Genomic DNA, 23,406 nt, shown 5'->3' on the forward strand with positions numbered 1-23,406 from the left:
GCCCATGCCGCGCTGCCAGGCGGACGACCGCGCATGTGCTCTCTGATCAGCCCAGACGCCGCCGACGCGGCATCGAGCCGCGCCGGCGCCGAGCCGGCTGGAAAGCCGGCGATCCCGGTCAGGCGCGGACTGGGAGCGCCGGCTTTCAGCCTGCCTCGCGTGCCGGGGGCTCGATGCCCCCGGCGCGCGATCTGCGGTGCGGGAGCCGGGCCGTTGCCCATGCCGCGCCGCCGGGCGGACGAGCGCGCATGCGCCCTCTGATCGGCCCGGACGCCGCCGACGCGGCATCGAGCCGCGCCAGCGCCGAGCCGGCTGGAAAGCCGGCGATCCCAGTCAGGCGCGCCGGCGCCGAGCCGGGTGCTTGGTTCAATGTGGTTTCGTCGTCGTCGTCGTCGTTGTCGTAATCGTGGTCATAATAGAACGTTCGCGGTGTTGACGGGCGTTGACTGGAGTGTTGACCTCCAGGTCAACACGGCCACAGAGCGCGGGATGCACTGCTGTCGCGACTGCGGAGCCGACCTGGATGTCGGCTCTCCGGCCCGGCCCGGCCCGGCTACGGGAGGGCAAGTGCTTCGCTGCCGAGTCTCCGCCGTTCCGGCGCCTCACGGCCCCGCGGCGCAGAGGTCGGGATCGGTCGCCACTCGGTTCGATTTGGATTGCGATGAGCACGACTCGTCGGTCTGAGGCGAAGCCTCGCTAGCTCGTTGAGGCAAAAGGGCCAAGGGCCAAGGGCCAAGGGCCAAGGGAGCCCGCCTCGGCCCTTGGCCCTTGGCCCTTTGGTTCACTTGCGGGGACGAGCGGGCGGCGCACGACGACGCTCCGTGCCCTGGTTGTTCTGGGCTCTGCCTCGCTAGCCCCTAGCCCTGCCGTCGGCGGCGGATTTTTCACTCAGCCGCCGCGGCGAGCCGTCCGGCGCCAAGCTCGGCGACGACCCGGCGGGTGGCATTGCAGAGCTGCACGAGCTGGTCGGCGCTGATGATGAAGGGGGGCATCAGGTAGACGAGCCGGCCGAAGGGCCGCACCCAGACGCCGAGCTCGACGAAGCGCCGCTGCACGGCGCGCATGGGCACGGGGTCGGTCATCTCCACCACGCCGATGGCGCCGAGCACGCGCACATCGCGCACGCCGGGCAGGTCGCGGCAGGGTGCGAGCCCGACGGCGAGGCCGGACTCGATGGCGGCGACCTCGGCCTGCCAGTCACGCGCCAGCAGCAGGTCGATGCTGGCGTTGGCGATGGCACAGGCCAGCGGGTTGCCCATGAAGGTGGGGCCGTGCATGAAGGTGCCGGGCGTGCCGGCGGAGATGGTGGTTGCGACCCGCTCCGTCGCGAGCGTCGCGGCAGCAGTGACATAGCCGCCGGTGAGCGCCTTGCCGACGCAGAGGATGTCCGGCGCGATACCGGCGTGCTCGCACGCAAAGAGCCGGCCGGTGCGCCCGAAGCCAGTCGCGATCTCGTCCAGGATCAGCAGCACCTCGTGGCGATCGCAGAGCGCGCGCACGCGGGCGAGGTAGTCGGCGGCATAGAAGCGCATGCCGCCGGCGCCCTGCACGATGGGCTCCAGGATCACGGCGGCGATCTCCTCCGCGCGCTCTGCCAGCAGCGTGGCGAAGGCGGCGATGTCCGCGTCGGTGCAGGGCTGGCCGAAGCGCGGTGCGGGTACCGGGGCGAAGAGCTGTTTGGGCAGCACGCGCTCGAACAGGCCGTGCATGCCGGTAACCGGGTCGCAGACGGACATGGCGTGGAAGGTGTCGCCGTGATAGCCGCCGCGCACGGTGAGGAAGCGCACCCGCGCGTGGCGACCGGCGGCCTGCTGGAACTGCAAGGCCATTTTCATGGCGACCTCGACCGACACGGAGCCGGAGTCGCACAGAAAGACGTGCTGCAGGGGCGCGGGCGTGAGGCGCACCAAGCGCTCGACCAGCCCCACCGCGGGCGCGTGGGTGAGGCCGCCGAACATGACGTGCGCCATGCGCCCAAGCTGCTCGGTGGCGGCGGCGTTGAGCACGGGGTGGTTGTAGCCATGGATGGCGCACCACCAGGAGGACATGCCGTCCACCAGGCGGCGACCATCCATCAGCTCGATCTCGCAGCCGGCGGCGCCGCGCACCGGGTAGACCGGGTCGCGGTCCAGCGTGGAGGTATAGGGATGCCAGGCGTGGGCGGCGTCGAGGGCGAGGAGCCGCTCGGCGCCGGCGTCCAGGGCTGCCGTCATCCGAGCACCTCGAGCGCACGCACCAACCGCGACAGCTCCGGCACCTGGTCCATGGCGCCCTCCCAGAACCGCCAGTGGCGCACGGCGGGGCCGTTGCCGACGGTGAGCTCGGCGGTGAAGCCGTTGGCGTCCTCGGGCGCCGGGTGCTCGGCGGGCTCGCCGAGGGCGGCGAGCAGCGCCCCGAGCTCCTCCATTTGCGCCGGACTTACGGCGCCGTGCACGGGCTTGTGGCTGGTGTAGTCGCCGGCGTCGATGATGAAGCTGCCGTCCTCGGCAACATCGATGTTCAGCATGTAGTCATCCTGACCGACGACGCGGTACTGAATGCGGGGCAGCGTGGCGGGCTTGGACATCGGTGGGCTCCTGTGGATTGCGCGGCGGCAGTGGGGGTCCGGTTCGGCGGCGTGGTGTCCGCTTCGGGTGGGATGATGCAACGGCTTGGCGGTGCAGCGCGATGGCTTTTGCCGGAGCGCCCTGCGCGGCGCGACGGGCGCGCTCGCCGACCGGCGCCGGGCCAGCCCGTCAGCCAGATCCCAGCCGCTCGCGCCCGGCGCGGTCGCGGGCAAACTGGTAGGCGGTGCGCCCGCTGCGGGAGCCGCGCCGCAACGCCCATTGCAGCGCGGCGCGCTCCATGTCCGCGCCGCTCGCGCTGCGCGCGCCGAGCTGCGTCAGCCAGTGCCGGCAGACGCTGAGGTACTGCCCCTGGCTGAACGGCTGGAACGACAGCCAGAGCCCGAAGCGATCGGACAGCGAGATCTTCTCTTCTACGCCCTCGCCGTGGTGGATCTCGCCGTCCTGCAGGTGCGTCTCGCGGTTCTCGCGCTGGAATTCGGGCAGCAGGTGGCGGCGGTTGGAGGTCGCGTAGATCAGCACGTTGTCCGGCGGGGCGCTGATGGAGCCGTCGAGCGCGGCCTTAAGCGCCTTGTAGCTGCCCTCACCGGCCTCGAAGGAGAGGTCGTCGCAGTAAAGAATAAAGCGCTCGTCGCGACCCTCCAGCAGCGTCAGGATGCGGGGCAGGTCTTTCAGCTCGTCCTTGTCCACCTCGATGAGTCGCAGGCCTTGGGCGCGATAGGTGTTGAACAGGGCCTTGATGAGGGACGACTTGCCGGTGCCACGGGCGCCGGACAAGAGCACGTTGTTGGCACCGCCGCCGGCCAGGAACTGGCGGGTATTGCGGTCGATCTCGTCGCGTTGCGCATCGATGCAGCAGAGATCCGCAAGCCGCAGCGCGTGCGGGCGGTGCACCGGCTCCAGCCAGCCGGGGGTCGTGCCGACGGGGGCGCGCCAGCGGAAGGCGTGGGCACCCCAGTCCGGGGCCGGCGGCGGCGCGGGCATGTGCGTCGCGAGCCGCTCCAGCAGCGCGTCGGCGCGCTCAAGCAAGGCGGTGATGATGTGCGTGTCGAGGTCAGGCATCGCCGGGGCCGGGTTCGAGGTGCGGGCCGGGGAGGGTGGCCGCGAGCTCCGGCGGGACGTCCACCACCGGCAGCGGCGTGCCGATGGCGAAGCCCTGGACGTAGTCCACGTTGAGCGCGCGGAGCTGATTGATGACGGTCTCGCTCTCGGCCCATTCCGCAATGGTCTTGAGGCCGAGCACGTGCGCCACCTGGTTGATGGAGGCCACCAGCGCGTAGTTGACGGGGTCGCTCTCCATGTTGCGCACGAAGCTGCCGTCGATCTTGAGGTACTGCACCGGCAGGTCGCGCAGATAGCCGTAGGACGACAGCCCGCTGCCGAAGTCGTCGAGCGCGAAGCTGCAGCCGAGCGCCGCGAGCGTGTCGATGAAGCTGCGGGCTTGGCCCAAGTCGCGCATGGCCGCGGTCTCGGTGACCTCGAAGCAGATGCATGCGGGCGGCACGTCGTGGACGTCGAACTGGCGCTTGAGGTAGGGCAGAAAGCCCTCGTCGCTGATGGAGGTGCCGGAGAGGTTGACCGCATACATGAACTCGCCGGGTGCCTCGCGGTGCCAGGTGCGCATGCGCGGGGCCTGGGTGCTGAAGAGCTGCTGGATGATCCAGCGGTCCACGGACGGCATCAGGATGTAGCGCTCCGCCGCCGGAATGAACTCATCCGGCGCCACCAGCTCGCCGTGCTCGTCGAGCATGCGCACCAGGATCTCGAAGTGCGTGCGCTTGTCGGCGCCGGTGAGCGGCATGATGGGCTGTGAATAGAGCCGGAAGCGCCCGCTGGTGAGGGCCTGGGAGATGGTCGAGACCAGGTGCATCTCGCCGTGGCGGCGGATCAGGGAGACGTCGCTGTCGCGGTACACGTGCACGCGGTCGCGGCCCTCGCTCTTGGCCATGTGGCAGGCGACGTCGGCCTTGGCGAGCTCCGACGCCGGGCTCTCGTGCTCGGGCAGGAAGGCGGTCACGCCGATACTGATGGCGACGTCGTAGGAGTGCTCGCGCCAGGTGAACAGGAAGTTGCGCACGGTCTGCATCAGGTCCTCGCAGATGTCGAGCACCTCCTCTTCCGTGTGGTCGGCGAACAGTGCGCCGAACTCGTCGCCGCCGAGCCGTCCGACGATGACGGCGGCCTCCAGCTTGACCTCGATGATCTTTGCGAGCTGGCCGATGAGCGCGTCGCCGGCGGCGTGGCCCATGGTGTCGTTGATGACCTTGAACTGGTCGATGTCGATGTAGAGCAGCGCGTGCGGGGTGTCGCTGTCGGCGGCTTCGGCCAGGCGCCGCCCCATGCGGCGCTCGAACTCGGCGCGGTTCAGGAGCCCGGTGATGACGTCGCGCTGCGCGAGGAAGGCCAACTGCTCGGCCTGGCGCTGCTGCTCGGTGAGGTCCTGCACCAGCAGCAGGCGCCGCCAGCCGTCGTCGAGGTTGAGCCTGCGCTCGGCAATGCGCACCGGAAAGGGGTGGCTGCCGCCGCGCAGGGCCTCGATGTCGTAGACGCCGGCGGCCGGGGGCCGCGCTGCCGCGTCGCTGCCGGCGGCGAGGCCCGGCAGCAGCATCGCGATGCCGGCGCCGTGCACGTCGGACTCCAACTGGCCGAACATCACCTCGGCGGCGGGGTTGAGCAGCTCGATGCGGCCGGCGGGGTCGAGCATGACGATGCCGTCGGTGGTGGCGTCGAGCACCGCCTCCAGCTTGCGCTGGTTGGCGACAAGGCGCTGCTGCTCGGCGAGCAGCAGCAGCTCGCGCCGGCGGGTCCAGGCCCAGAGCCGCCAGCCGCCGACGGCGGTGACGACCACGAGTACCAGCGCCGGGATCAGCGCCGGCAGGGCGGCGACGCCGCCGCCGGACCGCGCCACCACCACGCGCCAGCCCTCCGCGCCGGCGTGCGGGATGGGGGCGCTCGCGATCTGTGCGGCGAGCAACGGCAGCGCGTCAAGGAGGTGTGTTTCGGCGGCGGATGCCAGGGGCCAAGCCGCGCCGTCGCGGTGCACCAGGTGCGCGTCGTTGCGGTCGGCCGCGAGCAGGTCCCGCAAGCGCAGGCAGTCGCGGTGCAGCTCCAGCAGCAACCCGGCCACCAGCGCGTGGTGGACGAGGAGCGGGCGCTCGTTGCCGGGGACGAGATGGGTGTCGATGCGCGGATGCTCGGCGCCGGCGTGCGCCTGCATGTCTACCGCCAGCGCGGCGGCGGCGTTGCTGTCGCGCACCACGGGGAGCAGCGCGATGAGCGTCGGCAGCGACTGCTTGAGTCGGCTCTCTGCCGCTGCCCACCAGGCCTCGGAGCCGACCTGCTCCGGCAGCGCGGTCAGCGTTTCCTGGAGCTCCGGCAGAACGCGCTCCACCCGCACCTGCTCGCGCTGGAACATCAGTGACAGCTCCGCGGCGATGTCGCGGGCGCTGTCGGCGGCGGCGTTGGCGCGCTCCAAGCGCGCGAGCCGGAGCCCCTGCGAGAGCTCGAAGGCGATCAGGGCGAGCGCCAGCGCGCCCGCCAGCAGCAGATAGTTGCGGACGCGGCGGTGCTCGGCGGCGACGAGCGCGGCACCACGCGATGTGGCAAGGCCGTCTGCGGGCGGGAACATGCGGCGTCGGCGGCGCTACTCCGTGCCGGGCTCAGGCGTTCAGCGACCGGAACTTGAGCCGGTGCGGCTGGTCGGCGTCGGCGCCCATGCGGCGGTGGCGGTCGGCCTCGTAGTCGGCGTAGTTGCCCTCGAACCAGGTCACCTGCGAGTCGCCCTCGAAGGCCAGGATGTGGGTCGCGATGCGGTCTAAGAACCAGCGATCATGGCTGATGACCACGACGCAGCCCGGGAAGGCCAAAATGGCCTCCTCCAGCGCGCGCAGCGTTTCGACGTCCAGGTCGTTCGTGGGCTCGTCGAGCAGTAGCAGGTTGCAGCCTTTCTTGAGTAGCTTGGCCAGGTGCACGCGGTTGCGCTCACCGCCGGACAGGTCGCCGATGCGTTTTTGCTGGTCCGAGCCGCGGAAATTGAAGCGGCTCACGTAGGCGCGCGAGGGCATCTCGTACTTGCCGACGATGATGTTGTCCGAACCGCCCGAGATCTCTTCCCAGACCGACTTCGAGCCGTCGAGCGCATCGCGGCTCTGGTCCACGTAGCCGATGTCCACGGTGGGGCCAACGCGAAGCTCGCCGGCGTCGGGCTGTTCTTGCCCGGTGATGATGCGAAACAGCGTCGTCTTGCCGGCGCCGTTCGGGCCGATGATGCCGACGATGCCGCCCTTCGGCAGGTTGAACGACAGGTCCGCGTAGAGTAGCCGGTCGCCGTAGCCCTTGCGCAGCCCCTCGGCCTCGACCACGAGGTCGCCCAGGCGCTCGCCCGGCGGGATGTAGATCTCGTTGGTCTCGTTGCGCTTCTGGAATTCCTGCGATTGCAGCTCGTCGAAGCGTGCCAGGCGCGCCTTGCTCTTGGCGTGGCGGCCCTTCGGGTTGGAGCGGACCCACTCCAACTCGTGCTTCATGGCCTTGATGCGGGCCTGCTCGGTCTTCTCTTCCTGCTCCAGGCGGGCCTCCTTCTGCTCCAGCCAGCTCGAATAGTTGCCCTGCCAGGGGATGCCATAGCCGCGGTCGAGCTCCAATATCCAGCCGGCAACGTTGTCCAGGAAGTAGCGATCATGCGTCACCGCCACGACGGTGCCGGTGTAGTCGTGCAGAAAGCGCTCCAGCCAGGCCACGGACTCGGCGTCGAGGTGGTTGGTGGGCTCATCGAGCAGCAGCATGTCGGGCTTGGAGAGCAGCAGCCGGCACAGCGCGACGCGGCGCCGCTCGCCGCCGGAGAGCTTGGTCACGTCCGCATCCCAAGGCGGCAGGCGCAGCGCATCGGCGGCAACTTCCAGCGTGCGCTCCAGGTTGTGGCCGTCGGTGGACTCGATGATGTTCTCAAGCTCCCCTTGCTGCTTGGCCAGGGCGTCGAAGTCCGCGTCGGGCTCGGCGTAGGCGGCATAGACGGCGTCGAGGCGCTCCAGCGCCTGCTTGATGTGGGCAACGGCCTCCTCGACGTTGCCGCGCACATCCTTCGCCGGGTCGAGCTGCGGTTCCTGCGACAGGAAGCCGATGTTGATGCCGGGCTGCGGGCGGGCCTCGCCCTCGATCTCGGTGTCGATGCCGGCCATGATCTTGAGCAGCGTCGACTTGCCGGCGCCGTTCAGGCCGAGCACGCCGATCTTGGCGCCGGGGAAGAAGGACAACGAGATATCGCGGAGAATGACCCGCTTCGGCGGCACGATCTTGCCGACGCGGTTCATGGTGTAGATGTACTGCGCCATGGTATTTCGTGGTACCTATTGCGAGCGATTATTGCGATCGATTATTGCGAGTGGTGGCTTGGGTCCGTCGGCTCCGCAGCGGACGAGGCGCGGCGGCGCAGGCCACCGCCGGCGCGGCCCTCATGGCCGGGGCTCGATGCTCGCACGGCTCGCGTGCAGGCGGAGCGGGCGCTTGCGAGAGCGCCGCGGACAGCCCCGGGATTTTGCGCGCTGGGCTCCAAAATGTCCAAGCAGCCGGCCGGCGGGCGCCGCTCGCCCGCCGGATCAACAACAAAACAATAGGCGCTCGCGGCGCCGGGAGGATGAGGATGATGCAACGGTGTGTGCCGGTGCTGGGCTTCGTCGCGCCGAGCGGCAGCGGCAAGACCACGCTGCTCTGCAAGCTGATGCCGCAACTGCGCCAGCGAGGGCTGCGCGTCGGCTGTCTCAAGCGCTCCCACCACCCACTCGTGCTGGACCAGCCCGGCAAGGACAGCCATGCCCTGGCCACGGCGGGGGCCGAGCAGGTGCTGCTCGCGGCCGCCGGCGGCTGGGGGCTGATGGACTATGCACCGCGGGTGGGGCCGGACGGGCAGATGCCGCTGGCTTCGCTCATTGAGCGCTTCGATACCGAGCGGCTCGATCTCCTGCTCATTGAGGGTTTCCGGCAGGAGCATTGCCCGAAGATCGAGGTGCACCGCATCGCCGCCGGCAAGCCGCCGCTCTACCCGGACGACCCGGACATCATCGCCGTCGCCACCGATGCCCGCCTGCCGCCGGATGCGGCCCCGGTGCGCCTGCCCATCGAGGATCCGGGCGCCATCGCGGACTTCATCCTGGCGCGGCTCGAGGGCGGGGGCTTGGCGACCGCGGAGCCGCGCGAGGAGCTGCTGGGGCGGGCGCGGGGGCTGCGGCGCGCCGGCATCGAGCCGCGCGCCGGCTGGCTCTCGGTGCGGGGCGGTGAGCGCTGCTGGCTGCTGCGCCTGGCCCTTGCCGGCGACGACCCCGGGCCTGCGGACATCATGGCCTGCGAGATTGCCGGGCCTGAGGCCGCCGACGGCGGGAATGATGGCGCCGACATCCGCATCGCGCAAACCGAGGTACTCATCCACCGGCAGATCTATGCCGCCGAGCCGCGGGCGCGGGCCATCGTCGGTGCGCGCATGCCCTATACGGCGGCGGTCGGCTTTCAGGGCCGGAGCTTCGAGCCGCTGGACCCGGACGGCCTTGCGCTGCTCGGCAGCGTGCCGGTGCTGAGCCTTGCGCCCGACGAGATCGCGCACAAGGCGCCCGCGGCCATTGCCGAGTGGCTGGTGGACCAGCCCGTCTGCATTCTCGCGGGGCAGGGCGCCTACGCGTGGGGCGCGGACTTGGCCGAGGCCCTGGAGCGCGTTGCGCTGCTGGAGCGTTCCGCGCAAGTGTTCTCCCTCGGGCGGCAGACGGCGGTTTAGGAGGGCCGAGGGCCGAGGGCCGAGGAGCCCTCCTTGGCCCTACTTCTCCGCCGTCAGGTAGCAGATCCAGCCCGCATCGGCGTCCGCGTTCTCGGCGGGCTCGAAGCAGCCGTCGGCCTCGCCGTCGTCGGTCCATCCCTGCCAGTACACGATAACGCGCCGAAAGCCCGCCTCAAGCAACAGCTCGCGGATCTCCGGCAAGGTCCACAGCCGCCAGCGATAGCTGAAGGCGCGCTCAAGCGCTTTGCCGTCTGGCAACGCGAAGTGGATGTGACAGTCCATCATGCCACTGATCGGGTCGTAGCTCGCCTGCTCCCAGCGATAGGTGAAGCTGCCCTGAGCGTCCTCGACGGCGCGCTCCTCGACGATCTCGCGAAAGGCGTCGTAGCCGCCGTAGGCGTCCAGGAAGAAGACCCCGTCGGCGGCGAGGGCCCGCTGCACGGCGGCGAAGTAGGCCTTGAGCCTGGCGCGTTCGGCGAATAGCCAATAGCTGAAGTTCATCGCGGCGACGAGGTCCGGCGGCTCGTCCGGCGGCGGTGTCAGTACGTCCGCGTGCACAAGCCGCAGGCGGGCGCGCTCGGCGGGCGCGAGCAGTGGCAGGTTGTGCGTGCCGGCCCAATCGAGCACCGCGGCATCCAGGTCCAGCCCCCGCGCGCGGTTATCCGCATGCCGGCGCACCCATTCGCAGCAGACGGCGGCGGTGCCGCAGAAGTCCTCGCGCAGCAGGCGGGCGTCGCGCCCGCGCAGCCGGCGGAAGTGCTCGGTGAGGAAGTCCACCTCCGCCTCCGGGCACTGCACCGCGCGCTCGTAGAGGCGGTGCGGATGTTCGGGGTACGGCGGCGATGCCGGGTGGGCACGCGCGACGGTGGCGGGGCGGCTCGGGGGCATGGAGATAATTTGAAATGAGACTGACGATGGGCTATTTTATCCGGCTCGCGGTTGCGTGCCCGGCCAAACTCAGATCCTGACGGCCAGCGCGACCCGATTCTCCCGGAGAGGTGTCCGAGTGGCTTAAGGAGCACGCCTGGAAAGTGTGTATAGGTTAACAGCCTATCGAGGGTTCGAATCCCTCCCTCTCCGCCACTCCTTGGCGCAACTTATTGTTGCACAAGCAATCTTTTAGCGAACCCGCGTTCCCGCCCACCCATTCGCCCACAACAGCGCGTGGTTCAGGCCGCTACTAGATTGCTTGACGGCGCCGAATGTTGGCAGATCAGTCAAGTTTCACGACGACACGGCGCTTGCAGGCAAAAGGGCCGAGGGCCAAGGGCCAAGGGAGTCCGCCTCGGCTCTTGGCCCTCGGCTCTTGGTTCAATACGGGGGCTAGCGGGCTGCGCAAGACGAGGCGCCCTGCCCTGGTCGGTCTGAGGCTTTGCGTCGCTAGCGTCTGCGTTGACGACTGGCCGCGCCTTTGCGTTGATCCACGGGCAGGCTCGTTTTGAGCGATGCTTCCCGGCGCCCCGCCAACGGCCCGAAATCCGCCTTGCCCGGTTCGACGTCGCCACCCCCACTGCGTCCGGCCTAGCCCTGGTGAGACTGTTCGCGACCGCGCTGCTCACCTTCGCGGTGCTGTCCCTTCCCTGGCTTGTCGTCGACTTTCGGCGTCACCGAACGCCACTGAGTGAGACCTAAGATGCAACGCGATCCAAACGTCGTGCGCCTGTCCCGCGATCATCACACCGGCTTGGTGCTGGCCAAACGGGCACGCGAGCCGGCAACGACCGAGGCGACCGAACGACGCGCTGCCTGGACGGCGATGCAGGCGCGCTTCGCCGACGAGCTGGAGCCCCACTTCCAGCGCGAGGAGCAGGGGCTGCTGCCGGCCTTGCGAGCGGCCGGCGAAGATGCACTGGTCGATCGGCCGCGCATGGCCATTTACCACGCGAGCAAGGCCTTTGTCGTGTCCTTCTCGGAGGCGGTGCAGACGGAGCTCGGCGACATGGGCAGCGACGTGACGCTGACCTGCCTCTGCCCGGGACCCACGGACACCCGTTTCTTCGAGCGCGCCGACATGGAGCACACCTGGGCCGCGAAGCTGGCAATGGACCCGGAGCAGGTGGCCGATGCGGGCTACCAGGCGCTGATGGACGGCGAGCGCGTGCACATCCCGGGCATCGCAAACACGGTGATGACGTTCACCCGGCGCGTGACCCCGAAGCGGCTGCAGGCCCGCATCACCGAGAGGGCCTACGAGTCCGCGGAGACGCCTTGAGACCTGGCGGGCGACGGGCGGGCGTCGGAGATCAGTCGACGCGCGGGCCGTGAGCGGCCTTACAATGCAGTTCCCACGCGTGCCGGCCGGGGCCTGCAAGGTCAGTGACGGTTCAGAACTGACCGGTACACTCCCGGGGTCGAGTCAGCGCAGCGAACCCGACGTCTACGGCATCGAAATCGCTATCGAAATCGCTAGAAAAATCGTTATCGGGATCGACAGGGCACGACACTGGGTATGGCGATGAGGGACGCAATGTCGATTTCGATGGAGATGGCAAGGAGCCCAAACCGAGCGACGTGGGCGATCCTGAAACGCTTGGCCGTCGAGGCGAGACCGCGGACTGTACCACTTGTATTTGTACCACTTGTATTTGTACCACTTGTATTTGTACCACTTGTATTTGAAGCGTTCCTAACTCATGCAACGCTACCGCATCCTGCATCGGACCTACTACACGTTCTCGGGCGAGGTCCAGCTTGGCCCGCATGTTCTGCGGCTGCGGCCTAGGGAGCATCACGAGCTTCGCATCGAGTCGGCGACGCTGGTGATCACGCCCGCGGCCACACTGCGCTGGCATCGGGATGTGGAAGACAATTCCGTGGCCATTGCCACATTCGAGGTAGCCGCCACCCAGCTCGCGATCGAGAGCGACGTCGTCATTCAGCAGTTCAACGCGGCGCCGCTCGATTTTCTGGTCGACGATCGAGCGGTCGACTACCCCTTCGCCTATGCTGCCGAAGACCAACCCGTACTTTTCCCCTATATGGGTGGTACTCCACGCAGCAGCAGCGACCCGCTGATGGCCTGGGTGGAAACGATTTGGAGACCCGGGGAGCAGATTCAGACCTACGCGCTGCTACAACGCCTCTGCGTCAGTATCCATGAGCGCGTGGCCTACCGGATGCGTGAAGAGCCCGGTGTTCAGGACGCCGCGGCAACACTTGGGCTGGGCACGGGCTCTTGCCGCGATTCCGCCGCGCTCTTCATCGAGGCCGCCCGTTGTCTGGGGCTCGCCGCACGCTTTGTCAGCGGGTACCTCCAAGCCGAGCCGTCGGCATTCAACTACGGCTCGACCCATGCGTGGGCGGAGGTCTATCTGCCGGGGGCTGGCTGGAAGGGGTTCGATCCCTCCATCGGCGCGATGGCCGGTGCGCAGCATATTGCCGTGGCCGTGGCGCGACTGCCCGAGTCCGTTCCGCCGGTTGCCGGTAGCTACGTCGGCGCGCCGGGGACGGACCTCAACGTCGGGGTCTGGGTATCGGCGCTGTAGTCCGGGCGTGGGCGGAGGGCCAAGGACACGCTCCTTGGCCCTCGGCCCTCGGCCCTTGAGCTAGTTGTGGCTTGCCGCTCACACCGCCCCGTGGGGCGGTGCGATTTCGAATCGCTCGTGCGGCTTACTGCACGGGCGGCGCGACTGGGGCCTGCTGCGGCGGGCCGTAGGGGGGCATGCCGCCGTAGGGTGCGCCACCACCGTAAGGGGCGCCGTAGCCGCCATAGGGTCCGCCCATGCCGCCGTACGGAGCACCGTAACCCGGCCCACCGTAGCCCGGCCCACCGTAGCCGTAGGGTGCGCCGTAGCCGCGTCCGTAGCCGCGTCCGTAGCCGTCGCCGCGTCCATAACCGCGTCCATACCCGCGGCCGCTGCCCCCGCCACTCATGTTCATGTCGAAGTCCCCGGTGCCGTCGCCGAACATGTCGGTCAGCCCGTCCATCATGCCGTTGTTTCCGCCGTAGCCGCCGGGGCCGCCCCACCAGGCGCTGGCCGAGAAAGAGGCGCTGGCGAGACCGACAATGGCGGCGATGCCGACGGTTTTGATAAGGGTGGTCATGAGTATCTGCCTCTATTTCTGCTTCTGTTGTTGATGCGCGCGCACGCGCACGGGGGACACCACGTCGAGGTGGAAGGATCATCCACGTGGTAAGGGTCTGAGTCGGATGGCGGCAAGGCAGCGCGGCTTACCGCACGCCAATCCGGGCAACATGCCGGCGCCATCCACCGAACGGCACGCTCTGCGGCGTGGGCGCGAACGCAAGCCCCCGGGAGCTTGCGCGGGCAACTCGCAGCTCCAGACTGTACAGGCTTTCGTCCGTAAGCCTGCGATAAATTTCCGGGCACATCGATCCGGACTGTTGAGCCCAGCCTGAATCGCCTGCCGTCAGCAATACTTCGCCCGTCCTCGGCAGTTGGGGGTGCGCTGGCAGAAAGAAATGCGAAGTCTGCGTCGCCCGCCCCGCGCGCAGCACGTTTTCGCCCCCTCGGTGCCCCTGCAGCGGGCGGTGCCGGGACACCGGCGAGGCGGGCGGACTGAGCGTCGCAGGCCGACATCGCGCCGACCGATGAGCATTGCGACCGCCGTCGGATGCCGCGTCGGCATCGACAGGCGACTGATCCGCAGCGGAGAATGCGCAGCCTGTAGCGAGCACCTGCGCAAGCCCGACCGCGTGCAGGCCATCATGCCCCCGCATAGGCACCCCGACACTGTTCTGCGGTGCCCGCAAGCACAAACGACTGGAGAGGACCCGCCCTTGATGGCTGACGAAATTCACCCGGCCGCGACGCACCACTTACCGGTGTTCGTTACCGCCCCCGGGGAGACCGATGTTCTGTTCGTCTTCACGGCCATCGTCGTCGTGCTCGGCGTAATCGGCATCGGTGTCTTCTACTTTAGGCTCCATGCCCTGCCCGAGCAGCTCGCCCATCGCGGCGAGAAGGTGCAGATGGAGATCGTCGCGGTGTTGACCCTCATCGCGCTGTTCACCCACAACCATGTGTTCTGGATCGCCGCGCTGTTGCTCGCACTGATTCCGCTGCCCGATTTCACGAGCCCGCTGCGGTCCATCGCGCGCTCCCTGGAACGACTTGCAGCAGGCGCGCCGCCGCCCGCCGTCGCGGAGACGCAGCCGGCCGCCGATGGTCAGGCGGTGAAGCAGGCGAGCCCAGAGCCCGTCTCGGCGACGCGCTTGCCACCGCCGACGGTGCCCGAGGAGCCGTTGCCAGAGCAGCGGAGGGCATAAACAATGTTGGAGCTGTTTCTCTGCTCGCTGGTCACCATCTTCCCGGACTTCCTGTATCGGCGCTTTGTCCAGGGCAAGCGGCTCGGGCGCGACATTAATCTGTTTACGGTGTGGTTCGAGCTGCGCTACGGCATCACGCTGTGCGTGCTCCTGACGCTGGCGCTGATCACCAGCGTGTTCTATTTCCACCCATCGACCAAGGCCGCGTCCTCGGTGTACCGGACCGTGACGCTGACGAGCGAGGGGGTAGGGCGGGTCGCCGAGACCTTCGTCGACATCAATGAACGGGTCAAGGAGGGGCAGCCCCTGTTCCGCTTGGACAGCAGCAAGCAGGAGGCCGCGGTGGAGACCGCCAAGCGCAAGATTGAGGAGACTGAGGCCGCCATGGTGACGGCGAAGTCCAGGCTCGCGGAAGCCGAGGCGCGCATCGTCCAGGCGCGCGGGGCGCTGAAACAGGCCGTCGACGAGCTCAAGCGGCGGCAGGACGTGCAGCGGCGCAGCCCGGGCTCCATCGCCGAGGCGGATGTCGCGCGCATGCAGGTGCAGGTGGAGACCGCGCAGGGGGCCGTCGACGCGGCCCTCGCGAGCCGCGAGGCGACGCAGTCGGAGATCGAGTTTGCCCTGCCGGCGCAGAAGGCGAGCGCCGAGGCCGCGCTCGACGAGGCCGAGGTCGCGCTCGGCAAGACCCTGGTGACGGCCGGGACGGACGGCATGCTGCAGCAGTTCACGCTGCGCCCGGGGGATATCGTCAACCCGATGCTCAGACCGGCCGGCATCCTGGTGCCGGACCGTCAGGCCGCGAGTCTCGTGGCCGGCTTCGGGCAGATAGAGGCGCAGGTCATCAAGGTGGGCATGATCGGCGAGGTCGCCTGCATCGCAAAGCCCTGGCAGATCATCCCGATGGTGGTGACCGAGGTCCAGCCGGTGATTGCCTCCGGCCAGGTAAAGGCGACAGAGACGCTGATCGATCTCCAGCAGCTCGGGCGCCCCGGCAGCATCACGGTCATCATGGAGCCCCTCTACGCGGGCCAGCTTGATGATCTGCCCCTGGGCGGCAACTGCATCGCGAATCTGTACACCAGCAACCACGAGGCGCTGCAAGACCCGGACATCGGTTTCGGGCGCAGCTTGGGGCTGCACGCCATCGACACCCTGGGCCTGGTGCATGCGCTGCTGCTGCGCATCCAGTCGCTCTTGATGCCGGTCCAGGCCCTGGTGCTGAGCGGGCATTGAGCGTGAGCGTCGCGGCCCGCGGCTCGTGGCCGTAAAGGACAAGGTCGATGCCGGCGAAAAGCTCGCCGACGAGGATCTGAGCTTTTTGCATCAGATCGTGGAAGACGCGAAGCTCGCCAAGCCCATCATCGATCGGCATCCGGAGTATCAGGGCCTCGTTGCCCAGGTCATCAATCTGTACAGCGAGATCAGCGCCAAGGCGCTGGAGAATGAGCAAGCGCCGAGCGCGTCCGCAGGCACCGATTGATTGGGCATGGCCGGGCGTGCTGGCCGGCGGGAAACGCCGAATACTTCGGCGCATCGTCTTGCCCAGCGCGCGTTGGCGCAATTGCACCAGTTGGCGCAACTGAACCAAGGGCCGAGCAGGGCTCCCTTGCCGCTCGGCCCTTTCGCCGCAAGCGCCTGGTGACTCCCACGGACCGGTCCCCCGCGGGTGTGGATTGCCACCGGTCCGCCGCTGCCCAAGGCGTCGTGGTGTGCCGATTTGCCACGTCGGCCAGGTCCCACCAAGTCATAGAGAACACGATACGCCGGGTGAGCAGGTTAGGGCGTCGCCCCGACCGGGCCGCGAGGCATGGCATGTCCCTAAACGCTCGGACATCGCGCCGCGGGTGCTGGCTGCGCCCGCCTGGCGCGTTCTTTGCTGGCTAACAAAGCGCGACTGTGGGTCCGCAGTCGGTCGCCCAGCGGCCGGGCCGTTTGGTCCGGGCGGGCTTGCGCCGTGCCTGAACCTCCCGCGCCGCTGTGTCCGAATAGCCCCGAAACCAAGAGGAATCCATCGATGCTTCACAACCCCGCACTCATTGCCGCCATCGCTACGCTGCTGGCCGCACCCGTTTACGCGCAGGTCGATCTCGATACCCAGCCCGTGCGAGCCGAGGTGACGGAGGCCAGCCTCGAGGGCGAGGTGATGGTGGTCAACACCGACACCCGGCTCATGACCCTCAAGACCCCCGACGGCACCTACGAGGTGCTGCATGTGCCGCCGGAGGTGCAGCGTCTCGACGAGATCAAGATCGGCGACAAGGTCACCATCACCGAGACCACCGCCGCGCTGATCGAGCTGCAAAGCGGTCGTGATGCCGGGGCGATGGGTGCCGTGGGCGATGTCCAAGTGCAGGGGCTGCCCGGCGACAAACCCGCCGGCAGCATCGCCGAGAGCATGACCTTGTACGGCAAGATCGTCGACGTCAACAAAGCCGCGGGCACGGTGACCGTTCAGGGCGCCGACAGCACGCAGGTCTTCCCGGTCCAGGAGCCGGTCAGGCTCGATGAAGTCAAGGTCGGCGACGGCGTGGTGGTCAAGTATCGGCGGGTCGTCACCGGCGAGGTCACGGTCAACTAGCCTGATGTTGAGCCGGACGCGGACGGCCGCCGCGCAGGCGGCCGTCCACGGCACCGCGGATCGCGGGATCGACGGGGTGGCTGCGCCAATGGGCTGGCGTACCGTGCGGCGGAGCCGGCCGCCCATGCTGCGCGACCGCGCCGTGCCGGCACGCCACGCAGCGGCCACGCGGCGGCGAAAACATACGGGTCGCGGGGAAGGCAGGAGGGTTAAGGCGTGGATTTGGCGGAGAGGGTGGGATTCGAACCCACGGTACGCTCGCGCGTACACCTGATTTCGAGTCAGGCCCATTCGGCCACTCTGGCACCTCTCCGGGAGGTCGCTCCGGTCGGGCGGCCGGAGCGAAGCGGAGCAGTATAGCGGCTAGGCTACCCGCTGCATATCGCCGTCGGCGTTGGCGGGCTCGATGGCGGTGCCGATGCCGCTGTGGCGGAGCAGGGCGTCGACGCGGGGCTCCCGGCCGCGGAAGGCGGTGAAGAGCTCCATGGCGTCTGCGGAGCCGCCGCGCTCCAGGATCAGCTCGCGGAAGCGCTGGCCGGTGTCCGTGTCGAAGACGCCGCGCTCTTCGAACAGCGAGAAGGCATCCGCCGACAGCACCTCCGCCCATTTGTAGCTGAAGTAGCCCGCGCCGTAGCCGCCGGCGAAGATGTGGGAGAAGCCGTGCGGGAAGCGGTTCCAGGCCGGCGGCTTGAGCACGGCGACCTGGTCGCGCACTTGGTCCAGGATGTCGTAGACGCGGGCGCCTTGGTCCGGGTCGTATTCCAGATGGATGCGGAAGTCGAACAGTGCGAACTCAAGCTGCCGCACCATCTGCATTGCGGATTGGAAGTGCTTGGCGTCCAGCAGGCGCCGGAACAGGGCATCGGGGATGGGCTCGCCGGTCTCGTGGTGGCGGGCGAAGAGATCCAGCGACTCGCGCTCCCAGCACCAGTTCTCAAGGAACTGGCTCGGCAGCTCGACGGCGTCCCAGGGCACGCCGTGGATGCCGGCGACGGGCGGGTAGTCGACCCGGGTGAGCATGTGGTGCAGGCCGTGCCCGAGCTCGTGGAACAGCGTCTCGACCTCGCGATGGGTCAGCAGGCTCGGGTGGCCGGCCACGGGCGGGGTGAAGTTGCACACCAGGTAGGCGATCGGAAGCTGACGGCGCCCGGCCATCACCATGCGGCTCACGGCGCCGTTCATCCAGGCGCCGCCCTGCTTCTTCTGGCGCGCGAAGGGGTCGAGAAAGCACTCGGCGCGGGGCGTGCCGTCCGGGTCCTTGACGACATAGCGGCGTACGTCCGGGTGCCAGGTGTTGTCGGCGGGGGCCTGCTCGATCTGCACGTCGAACAGCTTCTCGACGACGCGGAACATGCCGCCGATGACGCCCTCCAGCGCGAAGTAGGGCTTGAGCGCCTCGTCGCTGATGTCGAAGCGGGCGACGCGGAGCTGCTCGCCGTAGTACATCAGGTCCCAGGGCGCGAGGTCGTCTTGGCTGTCGGTCTCGCGGGCGAAGTCGCGCAATTGCTGCAGCTCGGCGCGCGCCTGCGGCAGGGCGCGCTCGGCGAGATCGCGCAGGAAGCCCATGACCGCGTCGGTGTCGCGCGCCATTTTTGGGGCGAGCGACAGCTCGGCGTAACTGCCGAAGCCGAGCAGCCGGGCTTGCTCGTGGCGCAGCGCCAGGATCTCGTCCATGACCGCCGTGTTGTCCCACTTGCCCGCGTGCGGGCCTTGGTCGGAGGCGCGGGTGCTGTAGGCCTCGTACACCTCGCGGCGCAGCGCGCGGTCGCGGGCATGCTTCATGACGGGCTCGAATGACGGGAAGTCCAGCGTTAGCACCCAGCCGTCGAGGCCGCGGGACTCGGCCTCGTGCCGGGCCAGGGCCTTGGCCGCAGCGGGCAGACCGGCGAGGGCGGCCTCGTCGGTGATGTGCTTGTGCCAGGCGTTGGTGGCGTCGAGCACGTTCTCGGCGAACTGGTTGGTGAGCTGGCTCAGGCGCTGGTTGATCTCGCGAAAGCGCGCCTTCTTGTCGTCCGGCAGGTCGACGCCGGCGAGGTGCAGGTCGCGCAGCGTGTTGGCCAGCATCTTGCGCTGGGCATCGTTCAGGCCCGCTTGCTCGGCGACCCGCCGGTAGCCGCGATAGAGCTCCGGGTTCTGGCCCACTTCCGTGGCGTAGTCGCTGAGCTTCGGCAGGCAGGCGTTGTAGGCCGCGCGCAGCTCGTCGGAATTGACCACGGAGTTGAGATGGCTCACCGGCGACCAGGCCCGGGACAGGCGGTCGTCTTCAAGCTCGATGGGCTCGACGAAGCCCTCCCAGGTGGCCTCGTCCGCCCGTGCCGTCAGCTCGGCGATCAGGGCGCGGCCGTCTGCGAGCAACTGATCGACGGCGGGCTCGATGTGCTCGGGCCGGATACGCTGGAAGTCGGGGAGGGTGCGGTCGTCGAGGAGCGGGTTCGTCATGGGTTGAAGGTCTCTCGGGTGCGTGGTTCGGCGCGTGCCGACTGCCCCCGGAACTCGGTGCCGGCGGGCCGGTTTCAATACCGGCTGCCAGCGCTCGGCGCCACCGGCGGCGGCCGCTTGCGCTCAGTCCGACAGGAATCCCGCGTTCTCGACCCGCGGCACGCGGCCGGATTTCAGCATGCGCAACTGATCTCGCGTCGCTCGCGCGCTGAAGGCGCGTGGGATACAGAGGTAATGCCGCCAAAGCTCGTCGTGCAGGGGGTCGGGCGCGGTGGCGCTGATCTCCTGCCAGTCGTCGCCCATGCGCGGCGGCGTGAAGCGCCCGTCGCTGCCGACGGCATGGAGCTTCCAGCGGCCCTTGGGCGTGCAGCGCAGTCCCTCGAAGCCGACGCTGCGTGCGCCCGAGGCGGTCTCGGTCACGAGCGTGTAGCGCACGACGCCGTCGCTGCCCGTTTGCAGGCTGCGGGCATCGATGTAGTGGGTCAGGGGCTGCTGCGGCCCGTCGAGCTTGACCTCGATGAGGTCGGCATCCCGCGGCCAGGCGGGCAGGCGGTAATCAGCCTCTTCCCACGCACGGCCCGGACGCACGCTCTTCGGGGCGTCCGGCGCCGCGTCGTTGACGAAGGGCGTGTCCGGATGCGGGCCGGCGGCCGTCGGCGCGGCGCACAGGGCGAGTAGGACGAGCGCTGTCAACGGCAACGGATGGGCCTTGCGAACAGTGGGTGGCGCGAGCGGCATGACGGTGCTCTCCGGGCGGCGATGCAAAGGCCACAGATCATAGCAAAAGGCGTTTCGTGCCCCCGGGGTCCGGCGGCGGACGGACTCCTCGGCGCGTTGTCATTGATCGAGGTCCGGGGTCTGTTTGCGCGTGCGTGGTAGCATGCGCGCCTTGCCGTGACCAGCCTGCGCCGGAGGGCGACATGAACAACGTACGCAGCTACCAGGGACTGGAGCCGCGCATCGCACCAGACGCTTATGTCGACGAGAGCGCCGTCGTCATCGGCGACGTGGACATCGGGCCGCAGGCGTCCATCTGGCCCATGGTCGTGGTTCGCGGCGACATCCACCGCATCCGCATCGGTGCCGGCAGCAACATCCAGGACGGCAGCGTGCTGCACGTCTCCCATGACAGCCGCTTCCTGCCCGGCGGTGCGCCGACGATCGTGCATGAGCGCGTCACCGTGGGCCACCAGGCCATGCTACATGGCTGCGAGGTGCACGATCACTGCCTGGTTGGCATCGGCGCGCGGGTGCTGGACCGGGCGGTGCTGCGCCCGCGCGTCATGCTCGGCGCCGGCGCTCTGGTGCCGCCGGGCAAGCACCTCGACGGCGGCTGGCTCTATGTCGGTGCGCCGGCGAAGCGCGCCCGAATGTTGACGGACCTGGAGCTGGAGTATCTGGACTACGCGGCGCTCCATTACATGGAGCTCGCGATCCGGCATCGCGCCACCGCGGCCTGAGACCGTTATCGGCCAGCGCCTGTGCGGCGCGGCCCGACCCGCAGCGACCCGAGGGAGCCCGGCCCTGATGATGACGCGCCTATCGACGAGGCTTGCATTGCCTGCCGTGCTCGCGGCGCTGCTCGCGCTGCTGCTCGTCTGGCTTGTGTGGGTCTGGCAGCCGGGCGCCGTTGGCGAGGCGGATGGGGTGACGCACCGGCGTCTCGACCTCGCCGGCGAGCCCACCGGCGGCGATTTCCGCCTGATGGGCGTGGACGGACCGGTGGCGTTGTCGGATTTCCGCGGTAAGGTGGTGTTGCTCTATTTCGGTTATACGGCGTGTCCGGACATCTGCCCGACGAACCTCGCGATCATCGCCTATGCGCTCAAGCAATTGGCCCCGGCGGAGCGCGCCGGCGTGCAGGTGATCTTCGTCAGCGTGGACCCGGCCCGCGATGATCCGGACCGGCTCGCCGAGTATGCGGCTTACTGGGACCCTGCGTTCCTGGGCGTCACCGGCACGGCGGCAGCGGTTGCCGCGGCGGCGCGGCGGTACGGCGCCGCCTACCGCATCGTCGAGCAATCCGATTCGGCGATGGGCTATCTGGTGGACCATTCGGCCTTCACCTACGTGATCGATCCGAACGGAACGCTGGTTGCGACGCTGCCGCACGCGACGCCGGCGGCCGAGCTCGGCGCGCTGCTGCGGCGGCTGCTGGCCAAGGGTGACTGAGGAGCAAGGATGCAGCGCTCACGGTCGGATTTGCGCAGCATTGTCGCGGATTCGCGGGGGAACTCGACGCGGCCCCGGCGATCCATAGCGCCGTGACCCGATGGGGTTGAGCGGACGCGGGATGCCGATTATCGGCCTTCCGAAATTGACCCATATCCGCGATTGCTGATATACATGAACGGCTTAATTCACGAGGCCCTTTCGGCGCGCAGCCGACCGGAGGCCAGACGACAACCAATGATCATCGACTCGGAAGGTGCCATGAAGACTTCGCTGATTTCAGCTCTTGCCGCCGCTACCCTGCTGACGGCCGGGGCCGCGCTCGGATCGGAGGCCCCGGCGGCTGCCGCGACCGGCCTCGGCGGCGACCCGGAGCTGGGCAAGGAGAAGGCGGGCCAGATCTGCCAGGCCTGCCACGGCTTGGACGGCAACGGCGTCCCGGGGCAGCCGATCTGGCCCAAGCTCGCGGGCCAGCATCCAGAGTACATCTACAAGCAGCTCATGAACTTCAAGAACAACGAGCGCTACAACGTGATGATGTCGCCCATGGCCATGCCGCTGACCGAAGATGAGGTCCGCAACCTGGCCGCTTACTACTCGTCGCTGGAGCAGAGCGGCGGCACCGCCGAGGCCGAGCTTGTCGAGCTGGGCGAGAAGATCTACCGTGCCGGCAACCCCGTGACCGGCGTGCCGGCATGCACCGGCTGCCACGGCCCCGCCGGCAGCGGCAGCAACCTGGCTAAGTTCCCGCGGGTGTCCGGGCAGTTCTCCGAGTACGTCGCCCAGACCCTGCACCTGTTCCAGTCCCACGAGCGTGCAAATGACCCGAACGGCATGATGCGCGGCGTCGCCGCGAACATGACCGATCAGGAAATCCAGGCCGTTTCGGCCTACATCGAGGGTCTGAGCCAGTAACGGCGCCCCGCGCGCTGATCCCCGTCGCCATTGCCGATCTGCCCGGCTCGTGACACCGGCGGCGGCCTTCGATAGGCCGCCGCTGGCGTTTGCGGGCTGTCTTGTCCTTGCGGCGCGATCTCAGTCCTGCTGATAGAAATAGCCCCAGGCGCAGCCGGTGCTGCGTTCCAATGCCCTGAGCAACCCGGGCAAGGGCGCGGCCTCGCCGGGGAATACCTCGTCGATCAGCACGACGCTGCGCCCGGCACCGCCGTGGCGGCCGAAGTCCCACTGGTACGCACAGGCCTCTGTGCCGCAGCCGGGGCACAGCAGGCTGGCCGCGGCTTCTAAGCTTTCCGTCGGGTCGGCGCGGCTTGCTGCGGCGCGCAACGGGCCGAGCCAGTCGCGCAGTGGCGCCCGGCAGGCGGGACAGCGCGGCGGGCGCGTGTTGCGGCCGACGAAGAGCCGGGGCGCCGCGCTTGGTGGCGGGAAGGCGATCCGCGGGCCAGGGGAGTCTGCCGCGTCGGCGTCGCCGAAGCTCACGGCGCAGCCCGTGAAGGCGATGAGGCTGCCGAAGGCGGGGCCAATGCGAAACCGCAGCTCACCGGCCGCGGTCGTGGGCAGGGCTGCGCCGATGAGGCCGATGGCTTCGAGGTTCTTGGCAATCGTCGCCTGATCTGCCGCTTGCAGCGGATCAGTCGGCACGAGCACCAGCCGGCCCGTGTGCAGCGCACCTAGAGCGGGTATCATATCGGCCTCCCAAGGCGTTGAT

The 23,406-nt window shown here is 68.8% G+C and carries 21 protein-coding genes and 2 tRNA genes; 12 read left to right on the forward strand and 11 right to left on the reverse strand.

Going from position 1 to position 23,406, the window contains the following annotated elements:
* Positions 1–248: 248 nt before the first annotated feature.
* Positions 249–404, forward strand: coding sequence for a hypothetical protein (locus ML01_RS29525; RefSeq protein WP_162267970.1), 156 nt, complete (start codon positions 249–251; stop codon positions 402–404).
* Between the two features lie 480 nt (positions 405–884).
* Here ML01_RS29525 and bioA read toward each other — a convergent pair whose 3' ends face one another.
* The 5 genes from bioA to ettA all read right to left on the reverse strand — a co-directional run bounded on the left by bioA (position 885) and on the right by ettA (position 7,891).
* Positions 885–2,213 carry an adenosylmethionine--8-amino-7-oxononanoate transaminase gene (gene bioA / locus ML01_RS05900; protein ID WP_058554483.1) on the reverse strand — a complete coding sequence of 443 codons (1,329 nt, stop codon included), beginning with the start codon at positions 2,211–2,213 and terminating at the stop codon, positions 885–887.
* Positions 2,210–2,566 carry a hypothetical protein gene (locus ML01_RS05905; RefSeq protein WP_254045146.1) on the reverse strand — a complete coding sequence of 119 codons (357 nt, stop codon included), beginning with the start codon at positions 2,564–2,566 and terminating at the stop codon, positions 2,210–2,212. Before ML01_RS05905 ends, bioA begins: the two co-directional genes overlap by 4 nt.
* Positions 2,567–2,735: 169 nt before the next feature.
* Positions 2,736–3,626 carry an ATP-binding protein gene (locus ML01_RS05910; protein ID WP_058554484.1) on the reverse strand — a complete coding sequence of 297 codons (891 nt, stop codon included), beginning with the start codon at positions 3,624–3,626 and terminating at the stop codon, positions 2,736–2,738.
* Positions 3,619–6,192 (reverse strand): bifunctional diguanylate cyclase/phosphodiesterase, encoded by a 2,574-nt coding sequence (locus ML01_RS05915; RefSeq protein ID WP_058554485.1) that lies wholly within the window; start codon positions 6,190–6,192, stop codon positions 3,619–3,621. Before ML01_RS05915 ends, ML01_RS05910 begins: the two co-directional genes overlap by 8 nt.
* A 31-nt stretch (positions 6,193–6,223) precedes the next feature.
* Complete coding sequence (gene ettA / locus ML01_RS05920) at positions 6,224–7,891, reverse strand: energy-dependent translational throttle protein EttA (protein ID WP_058554486.1); 1,668 nt, start codon at positions 7,889–7,891, stop codon at positions 6,224–6,226.
* A 308-nt stretch (positions 7,892–8,199) separates the two neighbouring features.
* On the opposite strand from ettA, the gene mobB reads away from it, so the two are divergent.
* Complete coding sequence (gene mobB, locus ML01_RS28415; RefSeq protein ID WP_156427575.1) at positions 8,200–9,321, forward strand: molybdopterin-guanine dinucleotide biosynthesis protein B; 1,122 nt, start codon at positions 8,200–8,202, stop codon at positions 9,319–9,321.
* Between the two features lie 39 nt (positions 9,322–9,360).
* Here the strand turns inward: mobB and ML01_RS05930 are convergent, their stop codons facing one another.
* Positions 9,361–10,209: a trans-aconitate 2-methyltransferase gene (locus tag ML01_RS05930; RefSeq protein ID WP_156427576.1), complete on the reverse strand. Its 849-nt coding sequence runs from the start codon at positions 10,207–10,209 to the stop codon at positions 9,361–9,363.
* Between the two features lie 104 nt (positions 10,210–10,313).
* On the opposite strand from ML01_RS05930, the gene ML01_RS05935 reads away from it, so the two are divergent.
* The 3 genes from ML01_RS05935 to ML01_RS05950 all read left to right on the forward strand — a co-directional run bounded on the left by ML01_RS05935 (position 10,314) and on the right by ML01_RS05950 (position 12,806).
* Positions 10,314–10,404 (forward strand) — tRNA-Ser (locus tag ML01_RS05935).
* A 550-nt stretch (positions 10,405–10,954) separates the two neighbouring features.
* Positions 10,955–11,533, forward strand: a complete 579-nt coding sequence (locus ML01_RS05945) for an SDR family oxidoreductase (RefSeq protein ID WP_058554488.1) — start codon at positions 10,955–10,957, stop codon at positions 11,531–11,533.
* A gap of 421 nt (positions 11,534–11,954) precedes the next feature.
* Positions 11,955–12,806, forward strand: coding sequence for a transglutaminase family protein (locus tag ML01_RS05950; protein WP_058554489.1), 852 nt, complete (start codon positions 11,955–11,957; stop codon positions 12,804–12,806).
* Positions 12,807–12,930: 124 nt separating this feature from the next.
* Here ML01_RS05950 and ML01_RS05955 read toward each other — a convergent pair whose 3' ends face one another.
* Positions 12,931–13,365, reverse strand: a complete 435-nt coding sequence (locus ML01_RS05955) for a sulfur globule family protein (RefSeq protein ID WP_058554490.1) — start codon at positions 13,363–13,365, stop codon at positions 12,931–12,933.
* A 700-nt stretch (positions 13,366–14,065) separates the two neighbouring features.
* Here ML01_RS05955 and ML01_RS05960 point away from each other — a divergent pair.
* The 4 genes from ML01_RS05960 (at position 14,066) to ML01_RS05975 (ending at position 17,129) form a co-directional block, all read left to right on the forward strand.
* Positions 14,066–14,551: a hypothetical protein gene (locus ML01_RS05960; RefSeq protein ID WP_058554491.1), complete on the forward strand. Its 486-nt coding sequence runs from the start codon at positions 14,066–14,068 to the stop codon at positions 14,549–14,551.
* A 3-nt stretch (positions 14,552–14,554) separates the two neighbouring features.
* Complete coding sequence (locus tag ML01_RS05965) at positions 14,555–15,784, forward strand: HlyD family secretion protein (protein WP_058554492.1); 1,230 nt, start codon at positions 14,555–14,557, stop codon at positions 15,782–15,784.
* A 25-nt stretch (positions 15,785–15,809) separates the two neighbouring features.
* Entirely contained in the window at positions 15,810–16,031 is a 222-nt protein-coding gene (locus tag ML01_RS05970) for a hypothetical protein (protein WP_216819116.1), read from the forward strand.
* Positions 16,032–16,565: 534 nt separating this feature from the next.
* Complete coding sequence (locus ML01_RS05975) at positions 16,566–17,129, forward strand: hypothetical protein (RefSeq protein ID WP_058554494.1); 564 nt, start codon at positions 16,566–16,568, stop codon at positions 17,127–17,129.
* A gap of 223 nt (positions 17,130–17,352) precedes the next feature.
* Here the strand turns inward: ML01_RS05975 and ML01_RS05980 are convergent.
* The 3 genes from ML01_RS05980 to ML01_RS05990 form a co-directional block, all read right to left on the reverse strand.
* Positions 17,353–17,442, reverse strand: a tRNA-Ser gene (locus tag ML01_RS05980).
* Positions 17,443–17,492: 50 nt separating this feature from the next.
* Complete coding sequence (locus ML01_RS05985; RefSeq protein ID WP_058554495.1) at positions 17,493–19,568, reverse strand: M3 family metallopeptidase; 2,076 nt, start codon at positions 19,566–19,568, stop codon at positions 17,493–17,495.
* Between the two features lie 123 nt (positions 19,569–19,691).
* Positions 19,692–20,306 carry a CNP1-like family protein gene (locus tag ML01_RS05990; protein ID WP_058554496.1) on the reverse strand — a complete coding sequence of 205 codons (615 nt, stop codon included), beginning with the start codon at positions 20,304–20,306 and terminating at the stop codon, positions 19,692–19,694.
* Positions 20,307–20,488: 182 nt separating this feature from the next.
* Here ML01_RS05990 and ML01_RS05995 point away from each other — a divergent pair, with 182 nt between their 5' ends.
* From ML01_RS05995 to ML01_RS06005, 3 genes are all read left to right on the forward strand, one after another.
* Positions 20,489–21,028, forward strand: coding sequence for a gamma carbonic anhydrase family protein (locus tag ML01_RS05995; RefSeq protein ID WP_058554497.1), 540 nt, complete (start codon positions 20,489–20,491; stop codon positions 21,026–21,028).
* A 106-nt stretch (positions 21,029–21,134) separates the two neighbouring features.
* Positions 21,135–21,740, forward strand: coding sequence for an SCO family protein (locus ML01_RS06000; protein ID WP_371258186.1), 606 nt, complete (start codon positions 21,135–21,137; stop codon positions 21,738–21,740).
* A gap of 261 nt (positions 21,741–22,001) precedes the next feature.
* A complete protein-coding gene (locus ML01_RS06005) occupies positions 22,002–22,655 on the forward strand; it encodes a cytochrome c (RefSeq protein ID WP_058554604.1) in 654 nt (217 codons plus the stop codon).
* Positions 22,656–22,775: 120 nt separating this feature from the next.
* Here ML01_RS06005 and ML01_RS06010 read toward each other — a convergent pair whose 3' ends face one another.
* Positions 22,776–23,384, reverse strand: a complete 609-nt coding sequence (locus ML01_RS06010) for a hypothetical protein (RefSeq protein ID WP_058554499.1) — start codon at positions 23,382–23,384, stop codon at positions 22,776–22,778.
* Between the last annotated feature and the right edge of the window lie 22 nt (positions 23,385–23,406).

It is taken from the genome of Thiohalocapsa sp. ML1, assembly GCF_001469165.1.
Classification (GTDB): Bacteria; Pseudomonadota; Gammaproteobacteria; order Chromatiales; family Chromatiaceae; genus Thiohalocapsa.

Bases quoted from the DNA above. Each gene is read 5' to 3' on its own strand.
- bioA (WP_058554483.1), bottom strand. From the start codon at position 2,213: ATGACGGCAGCCCTGGACGCCGGCGCCGAGCGGCTCCTCGCCCTCGAC.
- mobB (WP_156427575.1), top strand. From the start codon at position 8,200: ATGATGCAACGGTGTGTGCCGGTGCTGGGCTTCGTCGCGCCGAGCGGC.
- ML01_RS05985 (WP_058554495.1), bottom strand. From the start codon at position 19,568: ATGACGAACCCGCTCCTCGACGACCGCACCCTCCCCGACTTCCAGCGT.
- ettA (WP_058554486.1), bottom strand. From the start codon at position 7,891: ATGGCGCAGTACATCTACACCATGAACCGCGTCGGCAAGATCGTGCCG.
- ML01_RS05950 (WP_058554489.1), top strand. From the start codon at position 11,955: ATGCAACGCTACCGCATCCTGCATCGGACCTACTACACGTTCTCGGGC.
- ML01_RS05910 (WP_058554484.1), bottom strand. From the start codon at position 3,626: ATGCCTGACCTCGACACGCACATCATCACCGCCTTGCTTGAGCGCGCC.
- ML01_RS29525 (WP_162267970.1), top strand. From the start codon at position 249: ATGCGCCCTCTGATCGGCCCGGACGCCGCCGACGCGGCATCGAGCCGC.
- ML01_RS05930 (WP_156427576.1), bottom strand. From the start codon at position 10,209: ATGCCCCCGAGCCGCCCCGCCACCGTCGCGCGTGCCCACCCGGCATCG.
- ML01_RS05990 (WP_058554496.1), bottom strand. From the start codon at position 20,306: ATGCCGCTCGCGCCACCCACTGTTCGCAAGGCCCATCCGTTGCCGTTG.
- ML01_RS06005 (WP_058554604.1), top strand. From the start codon at position 22,002: ATGAAGACTTCGCTGATTTCAGCTCTTGCCGCCGCTACCCTGCTGACG.
- ML01_RS05995 (WP_058554497.1), top strand. From the start codon at position 20,489: ATGAACAACGTACGCAGCTACCAGGGACTGGAGCCGCGCATCGCACCA.
- ML01_RS05955 (WP_058554490.1), bottom strand. From the start codon at position 13,365: ATGACCACCCTTATCAAAACCGTCGGCATCGCCGCCATTGTCGGTCTC.
- ML01_RS05915 (WP_058554485.1), bottom strand. From the start codon at position 6,192: ATGTTCCCGCCCGCAGACGGCCTTGCCACATCGCGTGGTGCCGCGCTC.
- ML01_RS05965 (WP_058554492.1), top strand. From the start codon at position 14,555: ATGTTGGAGCTGTTTCTCTGCTCGCTGGTCACCATCTTCCCGGACTTC.
- ML01_RS05945 (WP_058554488.1), top strand. From the start codon at position 10,955: ATGCAACGCGATCCAAACGTCGTGCGCCTGTCCCGCGATCATCACACC.
- ML01_RS05905 (WP_254045146.1), bottom strand. From the start codon at position 2,566: ATGTCCAAGCCCGCCACGCTGCCCCGCATTCAGTACCGCGTCGTCGGT.
- ML01_RS05975 (WP_058554494.1), top strand. From the start codon at position 16,566: ATGCTTCACAACCCCGCACTCATTGCCGCCATCGCTACGCTGCTGGCC.
- ML01_RS06010 (WP_058554499.1), bottom strand. From the start codon at position 23,384: ATGATACCCGCTCTAGGTGCGCTGCACACGGGCCGGCTGGTGCTCGTG.
- ML01_RS05960 (WP_058554491.1), top strand. From the start codon at position 14,066: ATGGCTGACGAAATTCACCCGGCCGCGACGCACCACTTACCGGTGTTC.